This window comes from Escherichia marmotae, assembly GCF_002900365.1.
In the GTDB taxonomy this organism is placed as follows: Bacteria; Pseudomonadota; Gammaproteobacteria; order Enterobacterales; family Enterobacteriaceae; genus Escherichia; species Escherichia marmotae.
Genome location: NZ_CP025979.1, coordinates 1698663 through 1723451, shown reverse-complemented (window position 1 = coordinate 1723451; position 24789 = coordinate 1698663). Strand labels below are relative to the sequence as shown.

Sequence of the window (24789 nt, the reverse complement as noted above, 5' to 3'; positions counted from 1 at the left end):
TTGCAGGAGACTTTTTCATGGAATCAAGCAGCCCTATCCGCAGTAAAAAACCGGTTTTAGAATCAAATACTATTAACGCCGTTCCTGAGTCCGCTCGCCATGGCGCGCCCTCCAGCCAGTTTACTTTGTGGCTAAGTGCTAACTTACAAATTACCGCCGTGGTGGACGGCGCGTTAGCGATTATTTTTGGCTCTGAAGCCATGTCAGCAATTATTGGTTTATTAATCGGTAATATTATCGGCGGCGCGGTTATGGCATTGCACTCGTCACAGGGGGCAAAGCTGGGATTACCACAGATGATCTCCAGTCGTATTCGCTTTGGTGTCAAAGGTGCGGCGTTACCATTATTAATGGTTATTATTATGTATCTCGGATTCGCTGCGACCGGTACGGTATTATCCGGCCAGGCGATTAACCGGATATTTGGTTTTGAGTCAGCATCGACCGGAATTATTATTTTCGGTATGCTTACCGCGATGATCGCATTGGTCGGTTATAAACTTATTCACGTCGTTGGCCGTGTTGCAGGGATATTAAGTATTCTGGGGTTTATTTACCTGGCCACTCAACTTAGCGGTCACTACGATGTGGCTGCGGCATTTGGTCAAAAGCCATTTAGCTTATCGGTGTTCTTATTAACGATTGCGCTCTCAGCCGGATGGCAATTAACGTTTGCACCATACGCCTCTGATTATTCCCGCTATTTACCCTCTGATACACCAGCAAAATCAATCTTCTTTGCCACCTTTCTTGGTACCACGCTTGGCGCGCAATGTGCCATGACCTTTGGCGTTCTTGTTGCTGCTTGCGGTGCTAACTTCCTGAAAGATCAGGTCGGTTTTATGGGCGAGTTAGCCGGGCCAACGTTTGCCATTCTGATTTATACGGTGATTGTTTGCGGCAAACTGACGGTTAACTGTTTGAATGCCTACGGCGGCTTTATGTCGATTCTGGCGACCGTCAGTGCCTTTAATAATCGCAGTCAGGTTTCACAGCGTGTTCGCGCTGCTTACGTTGTGGGCTTCGTGCTGTTGTCGATGGTCGTTGCGTTGGCGGCCAGCGCCGATTTCTTAAATAATTTCAAAAACTTTGTTCTGCTGCTGTTGACGGTATTTGTTCCGTGGAGCGCCATCAATCTCATCGACTACTACTTCATCTCACAAGGTAAAACCGATATTCCGGCACTCTATACCCCGGATGGACGCTATGGCGCGTATAACAAAACCGCGTTGGTTTGCTACGGAATTGGTGTGCTGGTGCAGATCCCCTTCCTGAATCAAAAACTGTATCAGGGGCCCATTTCTGTACTGATGGACGGGGCGGATATTTCCTGGATTATCGGTTTGTTAATGACTGCCGTTATCTATTACCCGTGGGCGAAACGCACCACCAGTGTCCCTGCCCAGACTATTTATCCCGAGTCGTAATATGGAACCAATGCTGATATCTGCAATGGATAAGCCCTTGCAACCGTGGCGCAACGGCGGGGGTTTTACGCGACAACTGCATGCCTGGCCTGATGATGAAAATTGGCTGTTACGCATCAGTATGGCCAATGTCAGCCAGGACGGTCCTTTTTCGGCGTGGCCAGGCGTGGTACGTGGTCTCGCGATCCTCGATGGGGAAGGGGTGAAACTGACGTTTGTCGATTCGATCATCAACCTGCAACGTCACGATCCCGCCTTAATTTTCCCAGGTGAAGCGATGCCGGATTGCCAGTTGCTGGGCGGGACTGTTCGCGATCTCAATGTCATGGCGCGGGAAGCTGATGTGGGGATGTTGCGGGTGCAAAGTGCTGTTGACTGGCTCCCTCCGTCACTCGCGCAAGCGGGGCTGTTCACGTTGTGTGACGGGGAGTGGATAAGCGGCGAGAAGAGGACGTTTGTAGCTACGAATACGCTGTTATGGCTGGCTCAGCCTGATGGCAAGCCCTGGCGTTTCGAACCACGGAAAAAAGTCTCTGTCGGTGAGCTGGCGGGCTGGTGGCTTTATTATCTACGAGGGGAAAAATCCTTATGAGTGCATTAACGCTCTGGCGAAATACCACGCTGGCGATACTTTCCGCTAACGATTGGGGAGTGATTGAAAATGGTGCATTAATCAGCCGTGGCGACACTATTGTTTGGCTTGGCAAGGCCACGCAGATCCCTCGCGAACTGACGGCTGACATTACAGAGGAACACGACCTGCAGGGTAAGTTGCTGACACCCGGTCTGGTGGATTGCCATACGCATCTGGTGTATGGCGGCCAGCGGGCGAATGAGTTTGAGATGCGGCTGCAAGGCGTGGCTTATGAAGATATCGCCAGAGCGGGCGGCGGGATCTTATCTACCGTCAATGCCACGCGGGCGGCCAGCGAAACACAACTGTTTGAACTGGCGGCGCAGCGACTACAAAACTGGTTGCGTGAAGGCGTCAGTACGCTGGAAATAAAATCCGGTTATGGCTTGACGCTGGAAGATGAAGCGCGCTGTTTGCGTGTTATCCGCCGCTTACAGGAATCTACAGGATTACGTATTCAGTCTACGTTTCTTGGGGCGCACAGCTTGCCGCCAGAGTTTGCCGGGCGCAGTGATGATTACATTACGGCGCTTTGCGACTGGATGGGCGTCCTGCATGGACAGGGGCTGATTGATGCGGTTGACGCTTTTTGTGAAAACATCGCCTTTAGCCCAGACCAGGTACGGCGCGTTTTCAGTAAAGCGCAACACTATGGATTGCCTGTAAAACTGCATGCCGAACAGCTTTCTGACCAGCAAGGCGCTGCGCTGGCGGCGGCGTTTTCTGCACTCTCCTGCGATCATCTGGAATACCTGAGCGAGTCGGGGATCGTTGCCATGAAAGCGGCCGGAACGGTGGCGGTTCTGCTCCCCGGGGCCTATTACTTCCTGCGCGAAACCCATCTGCCGCCGATTGCCGCTTTGCGGGCAGCGGGCGTGCCAATTGCCATCTCCACGGACCATAACCCCGGAACGTCTCCTAATATGTCATTGCCATTGATGATCAATATGGCCTGTACGCTGTTCCGCATGACACCGCTGGAAGCCGTTCAGGGCGTTACGCGTAATGCGGCAAAGGCACTTGGACTTATTGATCGGGGGGAACTTGCGCCGGGGTTACGGGCGGATATGGCGGTCTGGGATCTAAATCATCCACGTGAACTGGCCTATTGGTTTGGGCACCAGCCTTGTCAGGGGCTGATTGTCGGTGGAAAAAGGAGTTGGTAATGAAGCAAACATTTTTGCCGTGGAGTGGGCGTGTTGACTCGCAGGAAACCGGCGTCAGCACTCGCTGGCATCAGCATGTGCAACCGTTTAGTGAACAAAGCCTTGGAGGCTGTACGCTGATAGGTTTTGCCGTTGATGACGGCGTACAACGTAACGGTGGGCGAACGGGCGCAGCAGGTGGGCCGGGTGCATTACGCAGCATATTGGGCAATATGCCGGTGCTCAATGAAGACGCTATTTTTGATATGGGCGATGTGCAAAGTGAGGAACAGGCGCTGGAATCCGCACAAAACTGTCTGGCGACAAACGTTGCCACGGTCATTGCGCGTAACAGTTTTCCGCTGGTTCTGGGCGGTGGTCATGAAGTGGCGTGGGGAACATTTCAGGGGATTATGCAGTCGCGCCCTGATATCCAGCGACTGCTGATTATCAACCTTGACGCGCATTTTGATTTACGGATGGCTGAAAAGGCCAATTCAGGTACGCCATTTCGCCAGATGCAGGAGTGGAACACGCAGCATGGCAAACCATTTAGTTATCGCGTGCTGGGAATAAGCCGTTTTGCCAATACTCAGGCGTTATTTGATCGCGCTGATAGCCTCGGCGTGCGTTATTGGCTGGACGAATCTCTGCAATTTGAAAGCGATTTGCATGAGGTTATTAATGCGCTCTCGGCAGATATTCAGGCGTGTGACGCTATTTATTTAACGATTTGTCTCGATGTCCTACCGGGGTATCAGGCTCCCGGCGTTTCTGCGCCATCACCGTTAGGCGTGCCGTTAAATATTACTGAAGCCATTGTGAATTTAATCGCCGGTAGCGAGAAGTTGATTGCTGCGGATATTGCCGAACTTAACCCGGAACTGGATCGCGATAATTTGACTGCGAAAGTTGCCGCTCGCCTGGTGACCAGCATTGTTCGGCGGGGGAAAAGATAAGACAAATTAAGACGTTGTCGCAGTAACCCGTTGTTAAACTCATCATGATAAGGAAACACAATGAAAGGATTGATACGAAGAGTCACTGTCACCGTTGTGCTCTGGAGCGTTTGCTCCATCGCGATGGCAAAATCAACCATTACGCTGGATGGCGAACATCTCTCTATTGACCAGGCCTGGTCAATTGCGTTAGGTGATAACGACGTCAAAATCGCGCCGAAAGCCATGGATCGAATGGAAAAAAGTTATGATTTGGTGATGACCGCCGCGCATTCTGGAACACCCGTTTACGGTTTAACCGTGGGCGTGGGGCTAAATAAAGATCAGCCCATATTTGATGCCAAAGGAAATTTAACGCCAGAGGTGATTGACGCGTCGAAAAAATTTAATGCTGCCGCGCTGCGCGCCCATTCTGCAGGCGTCGGCTCAATGTTACCGGATTATCTTGCTCGTCTCTCAATGGTATTACGTTTAAATACCATGCTGCATGGGCAAACCGGAGCGCAGCCTTATATTGCCGAACTGTATGTTGAATTTATTAATCGCGGCGTTACACCTTTAATTCCGGTGAAGCGGCGCACGAAAAACGCGAAAGCGTTTCACGATAAATGCGAAAACTTTAGCTTTCGCGCTTCAAATGAAACAGCAGTATTAATTACTGCTTTTTATTCATTACATGGGGATCACTTAGGGTATGTCTGAACCTTGAATAGCTTGGTATTTAGTCGCTTCCTTGCTCGCTTGTTCAGGAACCTGATGTAGCGATACTGATTAAATTTGTGCACCACGGCACGCTCTTTATTAGCCCGTAAATACACGCCTCGTTGTCCACCGCGTTTAATCGCGTTCATCGTTATCTCGTGATACCACTCACCATCCAGCTCGTAGAACGTGCTTTCATGGCTGCCAATAAAATCAAAATTTGACGCCTGATACACAACGCCAGCACGTCCGCAGCGTTCGTCTGCAAAAGACTGAACCCACTCCACTGACGGATACAGTAACCTTATGGTTTTCAGTGCATAACTGATGGCCCGTGATTCAGAGTTGCGGGGCATGTCGTCGTGTAGCCACATGCGGTTCAACTCCATATAGCCCCGGTTATCCGTTTCAAGCACGACACGACGACCTGAGTTGGGGTTAAGGGCATATCCCCACTGGAGAACGCCAACCAGATCGCGTCCGCTGAATACTCCCAGGTGGAGGTAAGAGTTATTCACAAAACGGCGGGAATAGTGCTTTGTCTGAATAATTGTGCGGGCCAGCCAGCAGGATATGGTTTCAACGCGCAGCTCCTTTGAACCATAGCCAACAATCTGGCCTTCATACTCAATAACGCACGGTTTCGTCAGAATGCGTGATTTTTTCTCTTTTCCCACAATGTTTCTCCGTGGGATGCTCGCAGGCATTCAGCATTATGATGTGACGTTTGCAACGCGGACACCTGATTTCAATGTGATCAAAGGAATCCGCCTTAAATAACAGTTTGTTGCAGTTTTTACAGCGAATTGATTTCATCTCACCTCCTTTGCATCAATTCGCCACTATCTTAAAAAACATCATGGGTTGAGTGTGGTTATTGAGACATAATCGATCTGTATTACCGATCGATTTGATTGATTCGATCGTCGTTTTCTATATGCGTTCGTTTCGCGGGGTGTTTTTTATACAGAGTTGACAGGGCCACATCGTAGATCAATGCAACCTGCTTGCGGGGGATTCCTTGTGCTAATAAACGCCCGGCCTGCTCCCATTCCGCTTTGGTTAGTTTAGGTGGTCGCCCACCAATACGGCCTTTATTTCTGGCGGCAGCAAGTCCTGCCATCGTTCGCTCGATGATTAGTTCTCGTTCCATTTCAGCCAGGGCACCCATAACGTGGAAGAAAAAACGCCCCATTGGGGATGACGTATCAATACTGTCAGTAAGGCTGCGAAAATTAATCCCTCGCTCCCGTAGTTCTCCGACGAGAGAAATCAGATGTTTCATGCTTCGCCCGAGGCGATCCAGTTTCCAGACAACCAGTGTGTCACCTTTTTGAAGACGCTTTAAAGCGCGCTTTAATCCAGGTCTGTCTGTCCTTGTTCCGCTTAATTTATCTTCAAATATCTGTTCACATCCTGCACAAACAAGAGCGTTTCGTTGCAGGTCTGTATTCTGGTCATTTGTTGATACCCTTACATAGCCAATCAGCACTCTGGATCTCCCGTTTAAAAGCGCAAATCATGCCATGCAGGCCGGAAACAGCCATTATCTAAAACCTTGGTTTACAGGAAACGGTAAATCAGGCTTCTGGTGCGTTGCAGAAAAACCAGAATGGCGCAGATATTCCAAACAAAGATAAATTTACGCAAACAATAGGTGCTTGCCGCTCTTTTCATGGTGCTATTAGCACAGGTGCAGGAAACTGGACGACGGCACAATTGATTGAATGGCTGGATTCTCAAGGGGCATTCAATCACCCATACTGGATGTGCAAATGTTCATGGTCATACGGCAATAATAAAATTATTACCGATACTGGCTGTGGAACTATTCATCTTGCAGGTTGCGTTATTGAGGTTATGGGTAATAAAGGAGCCATGACCATCCGTGTAACCACCCCGAGCACTTCCAGCGGTAGCGGAATTACTAACGCTCAATTCACCTATATTAATCATGGTGATGCTTATGCTCCTGGCTGGCGACGAGACTACAACACGAAAAACCAGCAGCCTGCATTTGCTTTAGGGCAAACAGGAAGCACTGTCGGAAATGATAAAGCTGTTGGCTGGAACTGGAACAGCGGGGTTTATTGCGCCAGCATCACCGGCGCATCAACGTTAATTCTGCATTTCAATATGAATACGGGGAGCTGCCCTGCTGTACAGTTCCGCGTGAATTACAGAAATGGCGGAATCTTTTATCGTTCAGCGCGTGATGGTTATGGCTTTGAAGCTGACTGGTCAGAGTTTTACACCACAACCCGCAAACCCTCTGCGGGAGATGTTGGTGCATATACGCAGGCAGAATGTAACTCAAGGTTTATTACAGGTATTCGCCTTGGCGGTCTGTCATCTGTTCAGACATGGAATGGTCCCGGCTGGTCTGACAGGTCAGGTTATGTCGTTACGGGTTCAGTTAACGGAAACCGTGATGAATTAATTGATACAACTCAGGCAAGGCCAATTCAGTATTGCATTAATGGAACGTGGTATAACGCGGGGAGTATTTAATTATGATGCACTTAAAAAATATTACTGCTGGCAACCCTAAAACAAAAGAGCAATACCAGCTAACGAAACAATTTAACATCAAATGGCTTTATACAGAGGATGGGAAAAACTGGTATGAGGAACAAAAGAACTTTCAGCCTGATACGTTGAAAATGGTCTATGACCACAACGACGTTATTATTTGTATTGAAAAGGATGTTTCAGCAATTAATCCAGAAGGCGCAAGCGTCGTTGAGGTTCCTGATATTACAGCAAATCGCCGGGCTGATATTTCGGGTAAATGGATGTTCAAAGATGGCGTAGTGATAAAGCGAACTTATACCGAGGAGGAACAGAGGCAGCAGGCAGAGAATGAAAAGCAAAGCCTGTTGCAACTTGTCAGGGATAAAACCCAGCTATGGGACTCACAGCTACGGCTGGGTATCATTTCAGACGAGAATAAACAAAAATTAACCGAGTGGATGCTCTATGCGCAGAAAGTCGAATCTACAGACACCTCCAGCCTGCCAGTAACGTTTCCCGAACAACCAGAATGAGAGAAGGCCCGCTATCGGGCCTTAATTTTACTCTGGTTTTTGTGAGCCTGTTTAAGATTCTGTGTAAATGCCTTTTCTCAGAAGTGACCGTCCAGGCGGTCACCGAACTCGATAATAAAGCGGCTCATTGCCATTCGCCAGTCCTTCAACGGCATCGTCCATTTCTGGGACGCAGACTGGATTGCCAGCCACACCACTTTTTTCACCGAGTCGTCTGTCGGGAACACTTTACGCTTTTTGAGCGCATGGCGGATCACGCTGTTTAGCGACTCGATGGCATTCGTCGTATAGATCACTTTGCGGATGTCCGTTGGATAAGCGAAGAACGTGGCAAGATTCGGCCAGTTAGCCTGCCAGCTTCGGCTTATCTGAGGATAGCGACAGTCCCAGGCCGCAGCGAACGCTTCCAGTGCCTGCTGGCCTGCCTCTTCCGTGGGAGCCTGATAAATCGCTTTCAGGTCGCGAGTGACGGCTTTGTAGTCCTTCCATGACACGAAGCGCAGGCTGTTGCGCACCATATGCACGATGCATAACTGGATGCGGGCCTTCGGATATACTGTGTTGATGGCATCCGGGAAGCCTTTCAGGCCATCCACACAGGCGATGAGGATATCGTTCAGACCGCGGTTTTTCAGTTCAGTCAGCACATTGAGCCAGAACTTCGCCCCTTCATTTTCGGCCAGCCACATACCCAGCAGTTCTTTCTGACCTTCGATATTGATGCCCAGTGCCAGGAACACCGATTTGTTGATGACGCGACTGTCCTGCCGAACTTTCAGGACGATACAGTCAAGATAAACAATGGGGTAAACAGCATCCAGTGGTCGGTTTTGCCATTCTACAACCTGCTCCATCACGGCATCGGTAACCTTTGATATCAGTGCCGGTGAAACATCTGCGTCATACAGTTCTTTGAACGCAGCAGCTATCTCACGGGTGGTCATCCCTTTGGCATACAACGAGAGGATCTGGTTATCCATCCCGGTAATACGGGTCTGATTTTTCTTTACCAGTTGTGGTTCGAAGGTACCGTCACGATCGCGCGGAGTACGCAGTTCCAGTGGACCGTCGCCTGTGATAACGGTCTTTGTGGAAAAACCGTTGCGGGAGTTAGCTCCTGGTCTGGACTGATTTTTCTCATACCCAGGATGGTGTGTCATCTCTGCATTGAGAGCGGCTTCAACGCTGAGCTTTTTCAGCAGCCGATCAAACTGACTGAGGTCTTCAGGGGTTTTGAGGTTTTTGGCCAGTTCGTTAGCCAGAGCCTGTAACTGTTTTTCGTCCATAAATTAACCTTCATTTGATGCTGGATTGAACATATCAAAATCAGGCAATTACACAAATCTATGTACAGGCTCGTTTTTGTGGCCATTCTGGCTTTGCCGTATCCACGCGGCTGACCAGAACGCTGTAGCGTTCCCAGGCTTCCAGTCGTGTACGTTCCTCATCCGTCGCCATATTCAGCCTGACAGCGCGTTCCAGTGGCTGAATAATGCTTTCTGCTTCGGAAAGTAACGCGGCCTTTTGTGATTCGGCCTGTTGTTGCTGTTCGTCTGCCGTATAAATCCGTTTAACCACAGCTCCGTCCTTAAACATCCACTTACCGGAATCATCGGCCCGACGATTGGCCGTTATATCGGGAACCTCAACGACGCTAAAACCTTCAGGGTTAAGCGTGGATGCATCTTTGGTGATGGCGACAATAATATTATTTTCATCGTAAACAATCTTTATTGTGTCTGGCTGAAAGTTTTTCACTTCCTCATACCAGTTTTTTTCGTCCTCAGAGTAAAGCCAGATGACTCCGTGCTTCTTTGTTAACTCATACTGCTCCAGTGTTTTAGCGTTACCCGCTTTTATGTTCTTTAAGTGCATCATATTAAACGCTCGCTACATTATACCAGGTGCCATTTATATACTTTTGAACGGGTCTGTAATAAACGCCCGCTATATTATCGGCAGAGTTGGACCCTGTATCCTGAACATTAATACCAGACAATACATGACCTGACGGGCACTGGAAATTCCATGTTTGCCAGTTGTTCACTCCATAATATTGCTGTGAACCAAGTCGAACATCTTTCACATATCTGGAGTCAAAATTGCCATAGTTGCCGGGAATAACTTGCGCACCGCAAAGCCAGTTCCCGTTATTATCCATGTACGCCTGACCATCGGTACCATTGGCTGTCCTTGAGTTATTAATCATGTAGATGCCAAATTGCTTATTTCCCAGTCCACCTATCATGAACTTTCGGTCGGCGTGATTCTGGCGAAGCAACGCCTGAGCGCTATCAGTGTTAACTATATTTTTCCCAAAGATAGCGTTGTTATCGCGCATCTGAATCCACATACCATTACTGCTGTTAATAGCAAAACGGTCTGAAAGTGTCTCCCCTGAAACATTAAGGCCACGCCCCATCGAAACAGCGCCAGTAGCGTTATTAATCCATAATGGCCTTAATCCGTTATAAGTGCCCATGTTGTCACCGGAGTTTGTCAACATGAAGTATGTATTTGAACCATCATTACGAATAAAGAATCCGTAATTACCATAAGCAATACGTAGGCCGTTTGCTGATTTTGATATGACTTCGCCATTTACAATGGCATTGACAAGAACATACAAAGCATCCCATTTAAGATTCATCAGGTCTTTTGTTGTGGTGCTTTGTTTGCTTCTCCATTTGAAATATTCATTGCCGTTGTCGCCTGTTTCAAACCACATGTATGAATCAGTGTCGCTGTCGGCATCATTTTTAAATCCAATCTTTGCCCAGTCAGTATTCCGAATCCAGGCAAGGATTGAGTCGTTTTCAAAAGTAAGTCCGCCGGACAAGGTATCGCCTGTCTTTTGAACGGCGTTACCAGCCTTGTTTACCGTTTCCTGTAAACCAAGGTTTTGGATAAACAGCGGCTTATTGGGAATATCTGCTCCGTTCCGGTCTTTTGCCAGACGGGCATTGGCATTATCCATCGCAATTTTCACCGCTTTTGCGGTGGCTGCCAGCGTTTCACTGGGGCTGTCAGTGGCACTGGTTAGCTGAACGAGTCCTTTTTTGTTCAGGCTGGCATCATAGATATCCAGATTTTCACGTGCTGTACGCTGTGCTGATGCCCCGGCAGTTTTAATTTCGCTGAGGTTATTTTTTATCAGCAGCGCGTTATTGCTCATAATGGCTTTAATGGACAGTGCAAGCTGGTTTAATTTTGTTTTATCCGGTTGAATACCGGCTTCTTCCAGCGTGTTTAATAACTCCGCCTGCACAATATTAAACCAGTCCATGCCGGGCCATGTGATAACATTATTCCCATCACCTTCTGAAAACCAGCGAACGATAGCACTACGCTGGGCGGATACGGGCGGCATGACGGTTACGCCGCTGTCGTTATCAATATAAAACATTAGTTATCTCCGTCATGGTAAACAAATTTATAAATCTGATGTGCGGGTTTATATTTCTCCAGTAAACATTCCAGCGCACCCGATTCATAAACACGTAACGGCGTCAGAACATTATCCAGCACCGTTGCGTTGCGATAATTTTTAATACCGTAAATATTGACCTGCGTAACCCACTGGCCTTCTGTGGAATCCGTCAGCCTGACGGTAAAACCGTACTGCGCAGCCAGCCATTCATAAAAGCGCCTACTCAGATTGCCGGTCATACGCATTTTATTTGCGGCAGCCCGCTGGCGTTCTGACAGGGTGCCGTTTTCGCTGGTACAGTCCGGCAACCCCAGAAATGATTCCCACTCCCCCAGATACCAGCGGGATGTGGACGGGAAACGCTCCCGCAGCATTTGCCGCGCATCATCCGCCGCAGTGGCAATCACGTCGCTGATGGCCTGCGCCAGCGCAGATAATTTGCTGTCGGGGCTTTTATTCCAGGCAAGCCCTGACGGCAGTAATTGCAGAAAGGCCGTCTGATATGGTGTTACAGCCATTCAATTGTCCCCGGTGTTAACAGTTCCGTATTCTCCGAACGCTGGATCTCTGTCGGGAAACGCACTTCAAAATCATCCAGACCGGTAACACCTGCCACCGCACGGATAATACGGGAGGGGGCAAGTGCGCCGCCCGGCGTCACCTCATTAAAAAACATGGTATTAATGGCGTGGGTAATAGCCTGTTTCAGTTCGGCTGTCTTCGGTGATATATAAATCCGTGGATTTACCGGCTTTGCCTTTGGCGCAAATACAGTGACATTTACACCGTCAGGCTGTCCGACAATCAGACCGGTGATCGGGTCAGTATGACCGGCGATATAATCCGCCACGCGTTCCACGTCTGCCGGTTGTGGAAAAATATTGCTCCGGTTATCCATAACAAACGTCACCCCGACTGTGCCACCGCCTTTCCATGTCGGAAAACACCAGGCACGGGTAACGCCGCTGACTTCACGTGCCCAGCGAACGTAATCAAACTGATTACCGCCGAACGGAGGGTACTGGACACGATATTCCAGCCGTGACAGCAGCTCCGCTGCACTCTCAATATCAGCCCCACCGGAAAACCCTTTTACAGTGATGGCATCGGAAACAACACAGGCAACCGGGGTGATCAACGTTAAAAGGGTATTCTCACCGGTATTTCCTGCCTCACCGGCAGCCAGTGCGGTAACGGTAATTTCCGTCGTTCCTGCCTGGTCAATCACAATGGCATCAGCCAGGCTGTAAACCACACCATCAGCACGCTGCCAGCGTGTACCGGCAGGAATGGTGGTCGCTGCCGATGTGGTGACAGTCAGCGGGCCGCTGGCGGCTGTCGCCTGTTTGCGGCGCACCCCCCAGAACCGGCAGTGCTCCAGCAACTCATCTTCATCAGCTGTCGACGGGATAATCTGCCGTCCAACCCATGAAATATGCTCGTGACAACCGGCAGCAAGGCCCGCCTGAGCATAAGCAATGGCACTCAGCGTTTTTTCACGGGCCTGAGGCCAGCTACCCGGCAGGCGCTGTTCAATATTCTGTTCTGTACGGGCAATCAGCGATGATAATGTCGGTGGTGAATAAGCCATTTAAACCCCGTTAAATGCTGCTTTAAACTCATAAGGAATAACGGAACCATCCGGTAATGTCAGTGCAATGTAGAGGTATAACCAGCCCTGATGTAACTGTTCCGCTCTGACGTTAATCGCACTTACCCGGCCCGCTGTTTTCAGCCATTCCAGCGCCTCTTCGGCATACCCTCTGGCGCGTTCCAGCGTATCCGGTGTGGCTTTTTCACGTGATAACAGCCACAACCGCGAACCGATGGGGCGGTCGCGGTAACTGTCACCCCACCATCCACGGCGATCATCTGAACCATCCGGCAGCGTGTCAGAATCCAGCGCGCGCCGGTCTGTAAACAGGGAGATTGTCACATCGGTTGTCAGGCTGTCGTCAGTCAGCATATCAATGCCATCCTGTGCAATATCGCCGCGTCCGTTCGTCCAGATAATGGCTAAATCGGTCATTGCATTGGCCCCGTGGTTCCGCCGCTGTCGCCATGGTGGATATGCTTATCCGTCGATTTGCCATTGATGATGGCATCCGGGGCAGTAATATTGCTGTCGAACTGGCTTTTACCTTTAACGCCCAGACCTTTCTGGATCTCAACGTCGCCGGTAAACGTGGTTCTGGGTGTGTCAACGGTCATACTTTCATCAGCGTAAACCTCGACCGTTTTACAGGTAATGATGCAGCGTCCGTCCTTTGTCAGCCTGATACGATGCCCCTCATGGTGGTAAATGCCTGCATCACCCGATTCAAGATTTGTCGGGCGGTAGCGGCGGTCTTCCACCACAACAGCAATCCCCTGATCACGTTGTGCGCCTACACAGGCAATCAGCGCCTCTGCGCCCGGCAGGGGAACGCTGAAATGTCCGTAATTTTGCAGGCGCTCCACTTCATCGGATTCCTCATCATCCAGTAGACCGACCTGCAGGTTCTGAACTTTTCGCCCGTCGTTAATCACGTTAACAACGGCACGCGCAAGCATCAGGCGCACACGACGCATCAGCGGCGTCAGCAGGCGGTTCAGGGCGGAATCATTTACTCTTTCCACGGCGGCGTTTTCTCCGGGTGTCTGCGATAATAATCTTCAACCAGCGCATCAATACCGCCGTTACTGTCGCCGCCTTTCCTGTTTTTACGGTCGCTTTCAACCGGCACTAGAAAGCCTTCGCGTGGTGCAAGGCTGACGCGGGTTTTCAGCCCGTCCAGGTCATTCAGTATCAGGGTGACTTTGCTGACCAGTAATTCCGTGGTTTTGATGGCATATTTCGAGGCATCAATAGTGACCAGCAGGTTCGGCATCCAGAGTTGCCCGTCCTTGCGAGTCCATCCGTCAATTTCTGCCTCAAAGGTGATGGATTTTGCCAGTCTGCGGCGTTGCTCACGCAGGGCGCGGGCCTGTGCATCCTTCGCCGTAATCTTGCTGTCAGCAATGATGATCATCGGTCTGTAACGGGTCACATCACTGTCAGTGGCGGTCCCTTTCCGGGAGACGATACTTTTAGCATCAATATCATCACCCTCAGCACCGTTTGCGCGGGCATACCCCTTGACGGTGTATTCGCTGAACCGGTCGCGGAAGTCTTCCTCAAAATCCAGTGTCAGCAGATTTTCTCCGAGAACCAGCTCATCAGTGGCTGTGCTGGCAGCCCGGCTGAATACCAGCTCTCCTGCTGCATTGCTGGTCATCAGTACACCGCGTGCGCGGGAGGCACGCACCAGCGCCTCATAAACGGTTTCTGAATGGTCCAGCGTGAAGCCGGGAAAAACTGCCGAACTTTCCTTATCGGAAAGCTCCCAGCGAACAGTAACGCCATAAGGGGCGCACAGGTCACGCGCAATCTGCTCCAGTGTGCGGTTTTTCCACTGTCCGCCACTGTAAACGGCAGCACAGTCAATCAGGTCAGCCGTTTTGTCACGTCCGGCGACAGTGATTTTCATACTGTCAGCGGTCATCTGGCGTCGCCGTGAATCGATATAACCGGTGCAGACAATCTGCCCCTCGATTTCGAGCGTGAACTTCTTCCCCGGTGCCAGCCCGGATAAATCCGTGCCCGGTGGCACGTTCACCCCCAGCTCAAAATATCCGGCTACGGATTCAATAGAGTGGGTGACAGAGACTGACGTCCAGCCGGTAAAAAGCCTGCCATCCGTTCGCAGCGTGACGGTATTACTCATTAATCACCTCAATACTGACGCCACCGGGAACAAACAACGGGTTGCTGATACCGTTCCTGCGGGCCAGCCGTTGCCAGTTCCGGCTGTTTCCTGTGTAACGGTACAGGGCCACCATTGCAGGCATCGTCTCCGGCAGGCGGTGCGTTTCACTGCCCGCCAGTTGCAGCCCGCGTTTTTCCAGGTCGGCAACAACCAGCAGACGCAGTTGCGTAAGCTGAACGCTGTCTGTCGAAAAGCCCTGCTCAGATGCCGTCAGAATGACGGTATCCAGTGCAGCCCCCAGCATGGCGGCTGTTTTTCCGATATCGGACACACTTTCAAATACCGGGGGCGTGGCTGTACCACTGTCTGAAAAGGATACCTGTGAAAAGCCGCCGTCCGGGGTTATGGCAGTTAACTGTAACTGTCCCTGTGTGACGGTAGCAGATGTGCTGCTGGCCCCGCTGGCTGTGCCGGTTGTGGTGGACGGGGCATCCAGTACAGGTGCACGGGCGGCATTATCCATCCGGCGACTGAAATCCAGTGCCGCAGTCAGTGCCTGGCTGGCAGCTTCTGCCCGGTATGTCTGCGCCGCTGCCAGCATGACGTAGTTCAGTGTGGCAATATTTTTTTCTGCAACCGGACTGTTGTACGAGGTTGTGATTGTCCCCTGTCTGCCTGCGGTGGCGGCATGGCGACGTTCGAATCGCTGCGCCAGACGGTTCCATGTGGAAAATGCTGTCCGGGTATCGCATAACGATGAAACGCCGGACAGCGCCCCCATCAGCGAGGAGGCCAGCATGGCAGGCTGGTTAATCAGGCTGGTCACAGAGCCTTTCATCGCAGAAAGCGATCCCATCAGACCGCTGACAGTCTGCGTAACCCCCAGATTGTCCACCGCATCACTGATATCATCGATGACACCGGTTACAGCTTCCATCACGGCGGTTGCCGCCGCAGTGCCATCTTTTACGGTTTGCCAGACAGAGGACAGCGTATCTCCCAGAGAACCGGTTACAGCAACGGCCTGTGCCGGTACGGCTGCACTGGTGTCTGTCTCTGCGTCCGGGGCAGTATCCTGCAACGACGGATAAACGGTAACGGTGAACGCGTAATAATTCAGTTCATCCGCTTTAGTGCGGCATTCCCATGAATCCACCATGACGTCCACAGTGCCGAAATCAGGATGTACCAGCTCACCGCTACCCGGAGCATCAAGAGCATCCATCAGCGCACCCGCTTCATCTCTGGCTGTTTCTGCGTTGCTGTTCAGAATGCAGGCGCTGAATGTACGGGAGCGAAGCTTTTTCCCCAGGTCATTGACGCCGCCGGTATCACGTAACGGGTACTCGCGTTTAACCAGGCGACGTCCGCCAGCCTGTTTTTGCTCCTCGATGACGAGAAACGGCACGTTACGGAACGTGCCTTTGCCGGTTGTTTTCCTGCCTCCACCGGTTTTATCCCGGACAGCATTAACGGCATTTAAAGCATCTTCAAACATGGTTTTACCAGCCCGTAATGTAGTTATCGCCCGCGTAAATATTCAGCCCCATACCATCCTCGGTGACGCGGGAACTGGTCAGACGTAACCCCTCGCCAAGTTCGACGCGCAGCGAGGCTTCCGCATTGACTTTTTGTTCCTGCGGTTCCTTATCCGTGGCCGTCCATTTCTGATACAGGTCGGTTACAAAACCGCCCAGATACTCCCCGGCGACACTGCCCAGCGTGGCACCGGCAACCGTACCCAGCGGTCCGGCAAGGCTGCCAACGGCACCGCCGAGCCATGCACCGGCTGTACTGCCAATTGCGCCTGCTTTTTCATGGGTTGACGCCTGCTCATCCATCAGGACGGGGGCAAGCTGGAGTGCCCCCATTACCGGGCCACCCAGACGTGACAACGCACGACCGGCACCTTTCCCCATCCAGCCCAGCGCCCCGGCACCTTTTGTCACAACCCGACCGATCGCACTGCCTGCAAGTTTGTTTCCGATACCGGAAAACCACCCGCCAACGGCACGCCCGGCATCAGCCAGCTTTCCGACCGTTCCCGTAACCAGTTGCCCGGCAGCACTGCCTGCAAGCCTGCTCAGAAGACCGGATTTACCGGGTAAAGGTAATGGTGCAGGCCGTGCCGTTACCGGTACGCCGGGTGGGGGTAATGCCAGTACAGGGCGTGGTGCAGGTAATGCCAGCGGCTGTGGCCCGGACAGCAATAACGGCTGGCGGGGTAACAGCGGGGCCATTCTTCCGCCGCTCCGTACGCGACGACCGCCGCCACTCCCGTAGCCACCAAATCCACGGGGCCAGTTGATGACAAACACACGCTGAATGCCGACACCCTGCAACAGCGTCTCAGACGTCATGGCATCCGGGACCGGCAGACCTGCCTGCCCACGTTTGCGGTTTCGCATCCAGCGCCACATACGACGCCCGGTTTTAAACGGATAACTGGCAACCTGCCATGAGGGTTTTGCCACAGCCCAGCCTGCTCTCAGGGCTTTATTGGCAAGCCAGACAGACACCAGAACAGCAGCCAGTTTTTTCAGGCTGACAATATTCTGGTCAACCCATGCCAGCGCATCTTTACCCGGTTTCAGCCAGCGCCATAACTCCTGCGCCGCGATTTTTACCGTTCTGAACGTGGTCAGAAATTTCTGACCAATGTTTTCTGCCAGTGCGTCAAGCTCCCCGGATTTATCCGCCATGTCGTGCCAGTTAAGCACCCGGCGCATCTCGTTCTTGATTTCTTCAAAGGGGCCGCTGTTTGCCACCTTTATGCGAAATTCAAGCAGGTTGGCTTCCATCTGGGCGAACATCCCGTCCCAGGAGTTCATCGCACTGGCCTGTGCACCTTTTGACTGTTCTGGCAGCGTTCTGAATACCGTCAGAATGGATTTCAGGCCCAGCTTGCCCTTTGTACCCAGATCACGGATTTTTTTAACGTCCGTTCCCGTTGCATCCGCCAGCGCCTGATAAACGTTGATACCGTAACCGGTCAGCAGGTTGGCATCCGCCGCTGTGATTTGCTGGCGGGCAAACATCTGTTTCAGTTGCAGTGAGGCACCCTGGGCAGTGGGTAAATCCCAGCCGTGCATGGCCCCCTGATCCTGCAACATGGTGATGAACTGTTTCGTCTGTTCATCCGTCATGCCGAAGCCTTTCGACGAACGGATCTCATCCAGAACACCACTCAGCCCCCACGTGGTGTCCTTCGCGTTCTGCTTTGCCCAGGCCATCATGGCCTGCGCTCTGACCTTATCGCCGTGATACAGCGAGTTCATGGCGATGATCTGCTGCTCACGCTGGGCGGCTGCACCAATAAACAGTTTATTGGCGGTGTAACCCACACCAGCGATACCCAGCGCCCCGGCTGACAGCATTCGGAATGTACGGGTTGACAGTGAACCCATTCTGTCAATGGCACCAGAAACGCGCACAACCTCCATACGCAGGGCACGAAGGGAACTTTGCCCGCTACGGGACAGGGCGTTTATCTGGTTCGAATACTGGCGGGAACGCCGGGAAAGATTGCCATTAAGATCAATAATGACAGACGCCTTTAAGCGTTTCCCGGTCATAGAGATTTCCTGATTTAACGGTGATATTGAGAGAGGGTTTTCGCCTGCTGGCAGTGCCGGAAAAAGCGGGACAGCGGGAGAGACAAGGCCCATTCCGGGCCACTTTTCAGAATAACGCCAATCGCTGTCGCCGCTTTCTCAATATCATTCCGGCACCGCAGCCACTCGCCCCCGTTCTTGTGTCAGCGATGCTGCCACAGCCATGTCGTACATTTCTGTGGCCAGCGACAGACGCTGGAAGTCATCAGCGGACAGTTTACGAATCAGTGCCATCGACAACGGGCCTTTGATGCAGCCCACGCTGGCAATCTGTCGGCGCAGCATTTCCAGTCCCATCCGGGACGGGGAACTGACCAGTATCGGGCCTTCCTTGCTCATTACCAGCTTTTCAGCCGCCGCCTGGGCATCAATCAGATCGCCTGCGGTCAGTTCACGCAGTGTCACGTCATACTGCATTTCAGTCTCGTCACCGGTGCCGAACGGCAGGCCGTCTTTCAGTTTCAGCACGCCGGACTGAATTTCTGCCACAATGCTGTCATGCAGTTCCTGTGCTTCAGGACCTAAATTCATTTCGTCCATTGTTTCCCCTTATGCAATGCGTTTGCTTTGTTTTGCCATCAGTACCAGCGAAATTTCGCCGCCGTCGTTTTTCGGTTCATCTGCCTGCCAGGCATTCGCCATCATCCAGGTTTCACCGGTGTCTGCCTGAAACTCTGCCGTGATGTTTTCCCAGCCGATGATTTCATCCAGACCGATATCACCACCGCCCGGAATTTTGCATTCCAGCTTTGCGGCACGTGGTTTACCTTTCCAGCCATAAACCCGCGAGCCGGTCACTTCTTCACGGGTGATGCCGGAAGGCGTGAAGGAGGCCCCTTCCATCGTTTCAAGCTCCATGCCATTGACACGGATGAACGCCACCCCCTGACGCTGATTTCCAGCCATAAATGCTCCTTACAGAATGAACTGAACTTGTGCCGCGAAAATGCGGAACTGGTTAATCAGATTCGGGCCGCACAGCACATCAAGACGGTCTTTGTCGTCCTTGTTACGTGCCACATACAGCTCCTCTTTGAACGTGTCGAAATCCTCGACCAGTCCGGCGTTTTCCCATTCTTCAAACAGTGCCAGCAGCTCCGTTTTGATCACGGATGGCGTCACCACGGCCTGACCGGTGGCAAAGCGGGTGCCATCACTTGCCAGCTTGTAGTTCGGGAATTTCTGCGTGATGCGGGTTCGCAGCGAATAACGCAGATAACTCAGCGTGGCGATGGTATTCACGTTCAGATAAGACGGATCGCTGTCACCGTACTTGTTTGTGCGGTACATCGTGATCATGCGTTCAATCTGCATTTCACCACCATCATTCACGTTAAACGTGGAGATGCCGTCAAACAGCAGCGCATTACGTTCTGACCAGGTGAAACGATCCCCCACCGCAGGCGGCATTCTTCCGGGCAACGTCAGCGTCTGGAGTGGACGCGCCGGGTCGATGGAAAGCGCCTGGCTGGCAACGGCACACAGTGTGGCGGCGTACAGATATGACGGTTCCGGTGCACCGGCAATCCCCATACAGGAAATCAGATGGTCATTACGGCTGACACCAAACGTGGAAATGTCCCCATACGTGCCGGACAGCACTGTCACGGCAAAGCCATCAGCCTGATTGACCGGTCCCCAGCGTTCCTGCAATTCAGTGCGTAACAGATTCAGGTTCGGTTCATCGGTATAGGGCATCACAATATATTTGTATTGCAGATCGCCCATTCCCGCGATACTTGCGCTGATATCCGGGTTGCCATTTTTCCCGGAGGCGGCTTTGAATGCCGTGATAATCCCGTAAGGGGTCGTTTCACCCGCGTAATAGTTCCAGCGCACGTCCACGGCAGATAATGCACCCGTAAATTTTGCACTCAGAACCACATCTGCATGGGTGTCATCATCCCCGCTGTCTGCGCGAACTTCTGCCGTCACCGGTAAATCAGGCTGGCCTTTGATTCGGGCAACCAGCAGGTCAGCCAGCGCCGCTCCCGTTGCACCTGCTGCGACAGATACCGCCAGTCGCTGACCGGCAATGTAAGTCACAAGCGAGCCGTTTTCGCCTGCCGTTCCTGACAGTGAAATTTCACCGACAGCAGCATTACCGGTGCCGTTCCCCTGCGGAATACACCACAGCTCCGCCACGCGGTTAGCGTTCAGGAATGCATCTGCCATCAGTGCCAGCATGGAACCCTGACCAAACGCCGCACTGGCCTGTGAGCCGGAACGGATACGGACAGGCACGTTTGGTGCCGCACTGGCTTTACTTCCGCTTTGCCCGAACATCAGCACGCGCTGACGGGGTGCCGGTGTTCCGCTGACGGCATTACTGTTATCAAATTCGATATACGTCAGAGGAACGCGAACATCTGACGGGATCGCGTTAAATGAAATATCGCTCATTTCGATTTACTCCGTTTTTTCGGCGCAGCGTCGGTATCATCCGCCGTGTTTTCGGTGCTCCCGACTTCAACCACATCACCGGCTGCAAGGCGACGTATCCAGAAACTGTTACGGGGCTTTTCTTCTCCCTCCGGAGCCAGTAATTTCATCGCGAGCGGGTCACGGATGGCTTTTCCCGCTGCGGGTTTAATTTTCAGCATCATGATCCTTTTCCTGATTCACATTGATATGTGCGGCAAATTCCGGGGTTTCGTCCGGGAATTTCCAGGTCTGCCAGTGACGCTCGTAATCATCCAGCGAATCCATGTCCACCACGGACGGCAGCGGGGTAGTGCCACTGAACAGAACGCCGTAAAGCAGCACACCGGCATTGATACGGTTGTCGTCACAAAGATTTCTGACCTGCGTCAGTCTCATCCCGGTGGTCGGGCCAAACGTCTGACCGTTAACACCGGCAATCAGTCGCTCCACAATCTGATAAATACCGGGCCGGTTTACCGGTTCCCCGTTCAGCAACTCCGCCACGACAAAAAATGCCCAGCGACTTTCAACTTCCCGACGCGTACGCCCCTCACCACAGCCCATCCATGCCAGAAATACCGATGGCGGGGCCAGAAAGAGACGGTGCACATCCTCGTTAGTCCATGTGCCGGTAAGGGGTTCCACCTGCCGCAGGGTTGCCCCAAACAACTCACGAACGCGCGCCAGCAGTGCGGCTTCGGTTTCTTCCAGCATCAGATAAACCCCTTCTGTTTTCGTGAGAAGACCGGCGCGTCAGACTGCACCTGCACAAGGTTTTCACCATCCGGCGAGGCTGCCGTCCTGCTTTCCACGCCGGGATCTGTTTTGCCATCGCGCACCTGTTCCAGCCAGCGCACTGTGTCCCTGTAGGCAGCGGTGATCTGCTCGGTGGGTTGTGATTCATTCAGATAAAACCAGGCCACCACGCAACACTGCCGTTTCAGCAGTGAGGGGACGACGGTAAGCGGCAGAACAAAGCGCGCGGCGAGATAGCCATCAATAAAGGCCGAAGCATCTGCCAGTGCCTGTTCTGCCACGGCATCATCCGGCTGCCCGTCCGCTGTTTTAGGGCGGGTGAGAATATCCAGCCGCGTACGTGTATAGCGGGCGCACAGGTCATTTACCGTCGCGTAATTCATGCATCCGCCTCAGCCAGCGCCGCTTTGATTTGCGCACTGCTCACCGGTTCCCCCAGCGCCGCACTGACGGCTTTCACTTTGGGTTCTCCCCCTGCGGTAAAGTGCTCCGGGTTTGCCTTATCCAGACCGGCAACGGTCGCACGGATACGGGTATTCAGATCGCCCACACCCAGAACGTCCAGCCCCCCAGCCTCAGCGAGCGTTTCTGCTGACGATGCAGATACCACAGACAGCACGCTGTCGGCACGAATGATCGCCAGTTGTTCTTCGGTGACTTCCACGGTGTTTTCGCCACGTGTAAAGGCGATTCCGGCGCGGCGGTAGACCGGACGAAGGCATTTAATAATCGCCGTGCAAGTGATGCGAGAAGTGTCCAGCCGTTGTGAATTAAGCGAAGTGCCTGACATAACACATGCTCCTCCTTTTCCTTTAAATCAGATTAAAAGGCGGTCTGAACCGCCTTTTAATGACAGTTACAGGTAGTCAGCAACAACCAGTTGCAGCTTGCCCTTCATCTCGTTGGAGACGGTGGTATTGCCATCCGCGAACAGTTCACGGTTAAGCAGTTGCTCTGCGGCTTTTTCCAGCCCGACCGGTACAACGATATGCGTCGGCTTCAGGCCCAGTTTCTTACCGCCATCACCTTCAAAAGAGCGCATCAGTTGCCAGCCCTTCCAGAGGTTATCCAGCGTCAGATCGCCTTTTACCGCGACAGCCATCTGCCAGAAGCCGTAACCGGCAGCACGCCGGGCGCTGGCACCAAACAGGAACTCGTTATCCATAAAAACGTGGTCGTCATCGATACGGGTACGTGCGACCAGTTCCGGTTTGCGGCGCTCCTGGAAAATCAGCGGTTTGACTGCGCGGGAGCAGTCCAGCAGATAGAATGGCAGACCGCTGAAGCTGTCCTGCTCAACGATGTTGGAGGTATTAACCGCGCTGCCCGTGCCATCCACATTCGGATATACCGGATGCTCCTTGTCGAAGAAGTTCTGACCGTCATAGCAGGGCTGGGTAAAGCCATCTTTCAGAAGTTTAAAAATCAGCTCATCCGGCTGAACTGCCGCAGAACGGCCCATCTCCTGAAAAATCGGCGCATAAATACCCAGATTGTCATCCTCGAAGTCATCACGGGAAATACCCACGGTGCCTTCAAACGTTTTATTGGCGATGGAGTAGCCATGCGCTTCCATTTGCTGAATGGTTCGCTTACCCACCCATTCTTTCAGGGTCGGGAATTTACCCAGCCAGCCATAGGTATTACTGCGGGTGGAAGAGTTCACCACCATTGCAATTTTGTTGTACTGCGACGGGGCGTCTTCAAGACCGCCCTGAAAATCCTTACGCCAGGAGGTCATCAGGGCTTTAATGGATGCCGGGGTGACAATCATTTTTCTTGTTCCTGTTTCATTTTCAGATACTCAGCCTCTGTAATGCCGAGCGCCTTCACTGCTGCCTGTTCATCAGCAGACAGCACCGCCACCGCCGTTTTTTCCTGCGACGGGATTTTCGCTGTGGTGGTCTGCATGGCAGATAACGCAGCGATGGGCTGTTTTTTCTCAAGCTGTGCCGACAGTGCCGCCACGCCAATCTGACCGCCAAGCTGTTCCAGGTAAGTGCGTTCGCTTTTGAAAATGCGGCCTTCCTGTTCCGCCTTGTCCAGAACGGCGCTCAGGCTGGCTGTAGCGCTTTGTGCAGTCGCCTGTGCCAGTTCATCACGCAGGGCGTTGTAGCTTTCCACCGGGACGTATTTCGTCAGGTCAACGGCGGCTTTCTGTCCCTTTTCCAGTTCGGCAGACAACGCCGCCACTTTCCCGGCATTAATTTCCAGCGTGTCCAGCGCGGTCAGTGCCGCTGTTGCCTGTTCATCGGTGATGTCTGCATTTTCGGGGACAGTCACCCCAAGACGCGCAAGCAGCTTGCGCAGCGTTTCATTCATGGGTTTGTTCTCCTGTTGAAGGATGTCGGGAAGGTCTGCCGCCAGTGCGGTCAGCTTTTTCATGCCGGTGGCACCGGGGTCATTGGTCAGCGCAGCAAGGCGGATTTGCAGCACCGCACCGGTGGCGGTGTCATACGGAAAAACCGCAGAGAGATAACCAAATTCGCCGTCATCGATGCGCTGCTGGGCCGCCGCCGTCCAGCGTGGGTGGATAAATAACCCTTCACCTTCACGCCACTGCATTTCATCGGCGTTAAACCAGCCAGCCGCGACGAGTTGTTCCGGGGGTAATCCTTTGTCCTTACGTAGCTGGTTATGCTCGTAATCAATCAGCACGTCCTGGTTGAGCGCGCGAACGCCTTCAACCAGACGCCCGGCAATCTCACCGTCGATGAACCACCCCTGACCGCCTGTCACATCAAACGGACGACCATCACGGGCACTGAAATGACCGGCAGGCAATAACTGGCACCAGCCGTCATCGTCAATGGACAGCGCATTCAGTGCGGCAATGCCAATCGCGTGTTTTTTCATGTCCTGCTGCTCATCATGGTTTGTGAGCAGTCAGTTTGCGGGAGGTGCGGGAAAATCTGGGGTTATG

28 protein-coding genes and 1 pseudogene are annotated in these 24789 nt (G+C 52.4%); 7 read left to right on the top strand and 22 right to left on the bottom strand.

Annotated elements, in window-relative coordinates:
• Window positions 1-17: 17 nt before the first annotated feature.
• Genes C1192_RS09030 through C1192_RS09010 form a run of 5 tightly spaced genes read left to right on the top strand, consistent with a single transcriptional unit; the run spans window position 18 to window position 4867 of the window.
• A complete protein-coding gene (locus tag C1192_RS09030) occupies window positions 18-1427 on the top strand; it encodes a cytosine permease (protein ID WP_052463071.1) in 1410 nt (469 codons plus the stop codon).
• A 25-nt stretch (window positions 1428-1452) separates the two neighbouring features.
• Window positions 1453-2019 (top strand): HutD/Ves family protein, encoded by a 567-nt coding sequence (locus C1192_RS09025; protein WP_256734163.1) that lies wholly within the window; start codon window positions 1453-1455, stop codon window positions 2017-2019.
• Window positions 2016-3227, top strand: coding sequence for an imidazolonepropionase (gene hutI, locus C1192_RS09020; protein WP_038355808.1), 1212 nt, complete (start codon window positions 2016-2018; stop codon window positions 3225-3227). The genes C1192_RS09025 and hutI overlap by 4 nt, the downstream gene beginning before the upstream one ends.
• Window positions 3227-4165, top strand: coding sequence for a formimidoylglutamase (hutG, locus tag C1192_RS09015; RefSeq protein WP_038355807.1), 939 nt, complete (start codon window positions 3227-3229; stop codon window positions 4163-4165). The genes hutI and hutG overlap by 1 nt, the downstream gene beginning before the upstream one ends.
• Before the next feature lie 60 nt (window positions 4166-4225).
• Window positions 4226-4867: an aromatic amino acid lyase gene (locus C1192_RS09010; RefSeq protein ID WP_173405933.1), complete on the top strand. Its 642-nt coding sequence runs from the start codon at window positions 4226-4228 to the stop codon at window positions 4865-4867.
• Here C1192_RS09010 and mom read toward each other — a convergent pair.
• The 3 genes from mom to C1192_RS08995 all read right to left on the bottom strand — a co-directional run bounded on the left by mom (window position 4849) and on the right by C1192_RS08995 (window position 6359).
• Window positions 4849-5574, bottom strand: coding sequence for a tRNA(Gly)-dependent adenine aminoacyltransferase Mom (mom, locus tag C1192_RS09005; protein WP_370567129.1), 726 nt, complete (start codon window positions 5572-5574; stop codon window positions 4849-4851). The two genes, C1192_RS09010 and mom, sit on opposite strands and share 19 nt — an antisense overlap.
• On the bottom strand, window positions 5495-5683 hold the full coding sequence (locus C1192_RS09000; RefSeq protein WP_001300256.1) for a Com family DNA-binding transcriptional regulator: 189 nt from the start codon (window positions 5681-5683) through the stop codon (window positions 5495-5497). Before C1192_RS09000 ends, mom begins: the two co-directional genes overlap by 80 nt.
• An 82-nt stretch (window positions 5684-5765) precedes the next feature.
• Window positions 5766-6359 (bottom strand): recombinase family protein, encoded by a 594-nt coding sequence (locus C1192_RS08995; RefSeq protein WP_000905066.1) that lies wholly within the window; start codon window positions 6357-6359, stop codon window positions 5766-5768.
• Between the two features lie 65 nt (window positions 6360-6424).
• Between C1192_RS08995 and C1192_RS08990 the strand changes: the two are divergent.
• Both C1192_RS08990 and C1192_RS08985 read left to right on the top strand, forming a co-directional pair.
• Window positions 6425-7378 (top strand): annotated as a pseudogene (locus tag C1192_RS08990) (tail fiber protein); the annotation flags it as partial.
• 2 nt (window positions 7379-7380) lie between these two features.
• The gene (locus C1192_RS08985; protein WP_000972169.1) at window positions 7381-7914 is read left to right on the top strand and encodes a tail fiber assembly protein; all 534 of its coding nucleotides are present in this window, start codon (window positions 7381-7383) and stop codon (window positions 7912-7914) included.
• Between the two features lie 77 nt (window positions 7915-7991).
• On the opposite strand, the gene C1192_RS08980 is transcribed toward C1192_RS08985, so the two are convergent.
• The 19 genes from C1192_RS08980 to C1192_RS08890 all read right to left on the bottom strand — a co-directional run bounded on the left by C1192_RS08980 (window position 7992) and on the right by C1192_RS08890 (window position 24722).
• A complete protein-coding gene (locus C1192_RS08980; protein ID WP_103194764.1) occupies window positions 7992-9200 on the bottom strand; it encodes an IS256-like element IS1414 family transposase in 1209 nt (402 codons plus the stop codon).
• A 58-nt stretch (window positions 9201-9258) separates the two neighbouring features.
• Window positions 9259-9792 carry a tail fiber assembly protein gene (locus tag C1192_RS08975; protein WP_038354873.1) on the bottom strand — a complete coding sequence of 178 codons (534 nt, stop codon included), beginning with the start codon at window positions 9790-9792 and terminating at the stop codon, window positions 9259-9261.
• 1 nt (window position 9793) lies between these two features.
• The gene (locus C1192_RS08970; protein ID WP_103194791.1) at window positions 9794-11320 is read right to left on the bottom strand and encodes a phage tail protein; all 1527 of its coding nucleotides are present in this window, start codon (window positions 11318-11320) and stop codon (window positions 9794-9796) included.
• A complete protein-coding gene (locus C1192_RS08965; protein WP_000301698.1) occupies window positions 11320-11862 on the bottom strand; it encodes a putative phage tail protein in 543 nt (180 codons plus the stop codon). The genes C1192_RS08970 and C1192_RS08965 overlap by 1 nt, the downstream gene beginning before the upstream one ends.
• On the bottom strand, window positions 11853-12935 hold the full coding sequence (locus C1192_RS08960) for a baseplate J/gp47 family protein (protein ID WP_021564714.1): 1083 nt from the start codon (window positions 12933-12935) through the stop codon (window positions 11853-11855). Before C1192_RS08960 ends, C1192_RS08965 begins: the two co-directional genes overlap by 10 nt.
• The gene (locus tag C1192_RS08955; RefSeq protein ID WP_000130548.1) at window positions 12936-13373 is read right to left on the bottom strand and encodes a phage GP46 family protein; all 438 of its coding nucleotides are present in this window, start codon (window positions 13371-13373) and stop codon (window positions 12936-12938) included.
• Window positions 13370-13963, bottom strand: coding sequence for a phage baseplate assembly protein V (locus tag C1192_RS08950; protein ID WP_038355564.1), 594 nt, complete (start codon window positions 13961-13963; stop codon window positions 13370-13372). The genes C1192_RS08955 and C1192_RS08950 overlap by 4 nt, the downstream gene beginning before the upstream one ends.
• Window positions 13951-15090, bottom strand: coding sequence for a phage baseplate assembly protein (locus C1192_RS08945; RefSeq protein ID WP_038355565.1), 1140 nt, complete (start codon window positions 15088-15090; stop codon window positions 13951-13953). The genes C1192_RS08950 and C1192_RS08945 overlap by 13 nt, the downstream gene beginning before the upstream one ends.
• Window positions 15083-16570, bottom strand: coding sequence for a DNA circularization protein (locus C1192_RS08940; RefSeq protein WP_038355566.1), 1488 nt, complete (start codon window positions 16568-16570; stop codon window positions 15083-15085). The genes C1192_RS08945 and C1192_RS08940 overlap by 8 nt, the downstream gene beginning before the upstream one ends.
• Window positions 16571-16574: 4 nt before the next feature.
• Window positions 16575-18647: a tape measure protein gene (locus C1192_RS08935; RefSeq protein WP_038355567.1), complete on the bottom strand. Its 2073-nt coding sequence runs from the start codon at window positions 18645-18647 to the stop codon at window positions 16575-16577.
• Between the two features lie 144 nt (window positions 18648-18791).
• On the bottom strand, window positions 18792-19226 hold the full coding sequence (locus C1192_RS08930; protein WP_072039167.1) for a phage tail assembly protein: 435 nt from the start codon (window positions 19224-19226) through the stop codon (window positions 18792-18794).
• Window positions 19227-19235: 9 nt separating this feature from the next.
• Window positions 19236-19592, bottom strand: coding sequence for a phage tail tube protein (locus C1192_RS08925; RefSeq protein WP_000918404.1), 357 nt, complete (start codon window positions 19590-19592; stop codon window positions 19236-19238).
• 9 nt (window positions 19593-19601) lie between these two features.
• Window positions 19602-21089, bottom strand: coding sequence for a phage tail sheath subtilisin-like domain-containing protein (locus C1192_RS08920; RefSeq protein WP_001280310.1), 1488 nt, complete (start codon window positions 21087-21089; stop codon window positions 19602-19604).
• Entirely contained in the window at window positions 21086-21292 is a 207-nt protein-coding gene (locus tag C1192_RS08915) for a DUF2635 domain-containing protein (RefSeq protein ID WP_173405931.1), read from the bottom strand. The genes C1192_RS08920 and C1192_RS08915 overlap by 4 nt, the downstream gene beginning before the upstream one ends.
• The gene (locus tag C1192_RS08910; protein ID WP_038355568.1) at window positions 21276-21824 is read right to left on the bottom strand and encodes a phage protein Gp37; all 549 of its coding nucleotides are present in this window, start codon (window positions 21822-21824) and stop codon (window positions 21276-21278) included. Before C1192_RS08910 ends, C1192_RS08915 begins: the two co-directional genes overlap by 17 nt.
• Window positions 21824-22249 carry a gp436 family protein gene (locus tag C1192_RS08905; RefSeq protein WP_001104972.1) on the bottom strand — a complete coding sequence of 142 codons (426 nt, stop codon included), beginning with the start codon at window positions 22247-22249 and terminating at the stop codon, window positions 21824-21826. The genes C1192_RS08910 and C1192_RS08905 overlap by 1 nt, the downstream gene beginning before the upstream one ends.
• Entirely contained in the window at window positions 22246-22656 is a 411-nt protein-coding gene (locus tag C1192_RS08900; protein WP_000017158.1) for an HI1506-related protein, read from the bottom strand. The genes C1192_RS08905 and C1192_RS08900 overlap by 4 nt, the downstream gene beginning before the upstream one ends.
• Window positions 22657-22722: 66 nt before the next feature.
• Window positions 22723-23640, bottom strand: coding sequence for a Mu-like prophage major head subunit gpT family protein (locus C1192_RS08895; protein ID WP_021526017.1), 918 nt, complete (start codon window positions 23638-23640; stop codon window positions 22723-22725).
• Window positions 23637-24722, bottom strand: coding sequence for a phage protease (locus C1192_RS08890; protein WP_038355569.1), 1086 nt, complete (start codon window positions 24720-24722; stop codon window positions 23637-23639). Before C1192_RS08890 ends, C1192_RS08895 begins: the two co-directional genes overlap by 4 nt.
• Between the last annotated feature and the right edge of the window lie 67 nt (window positions 24723-24789).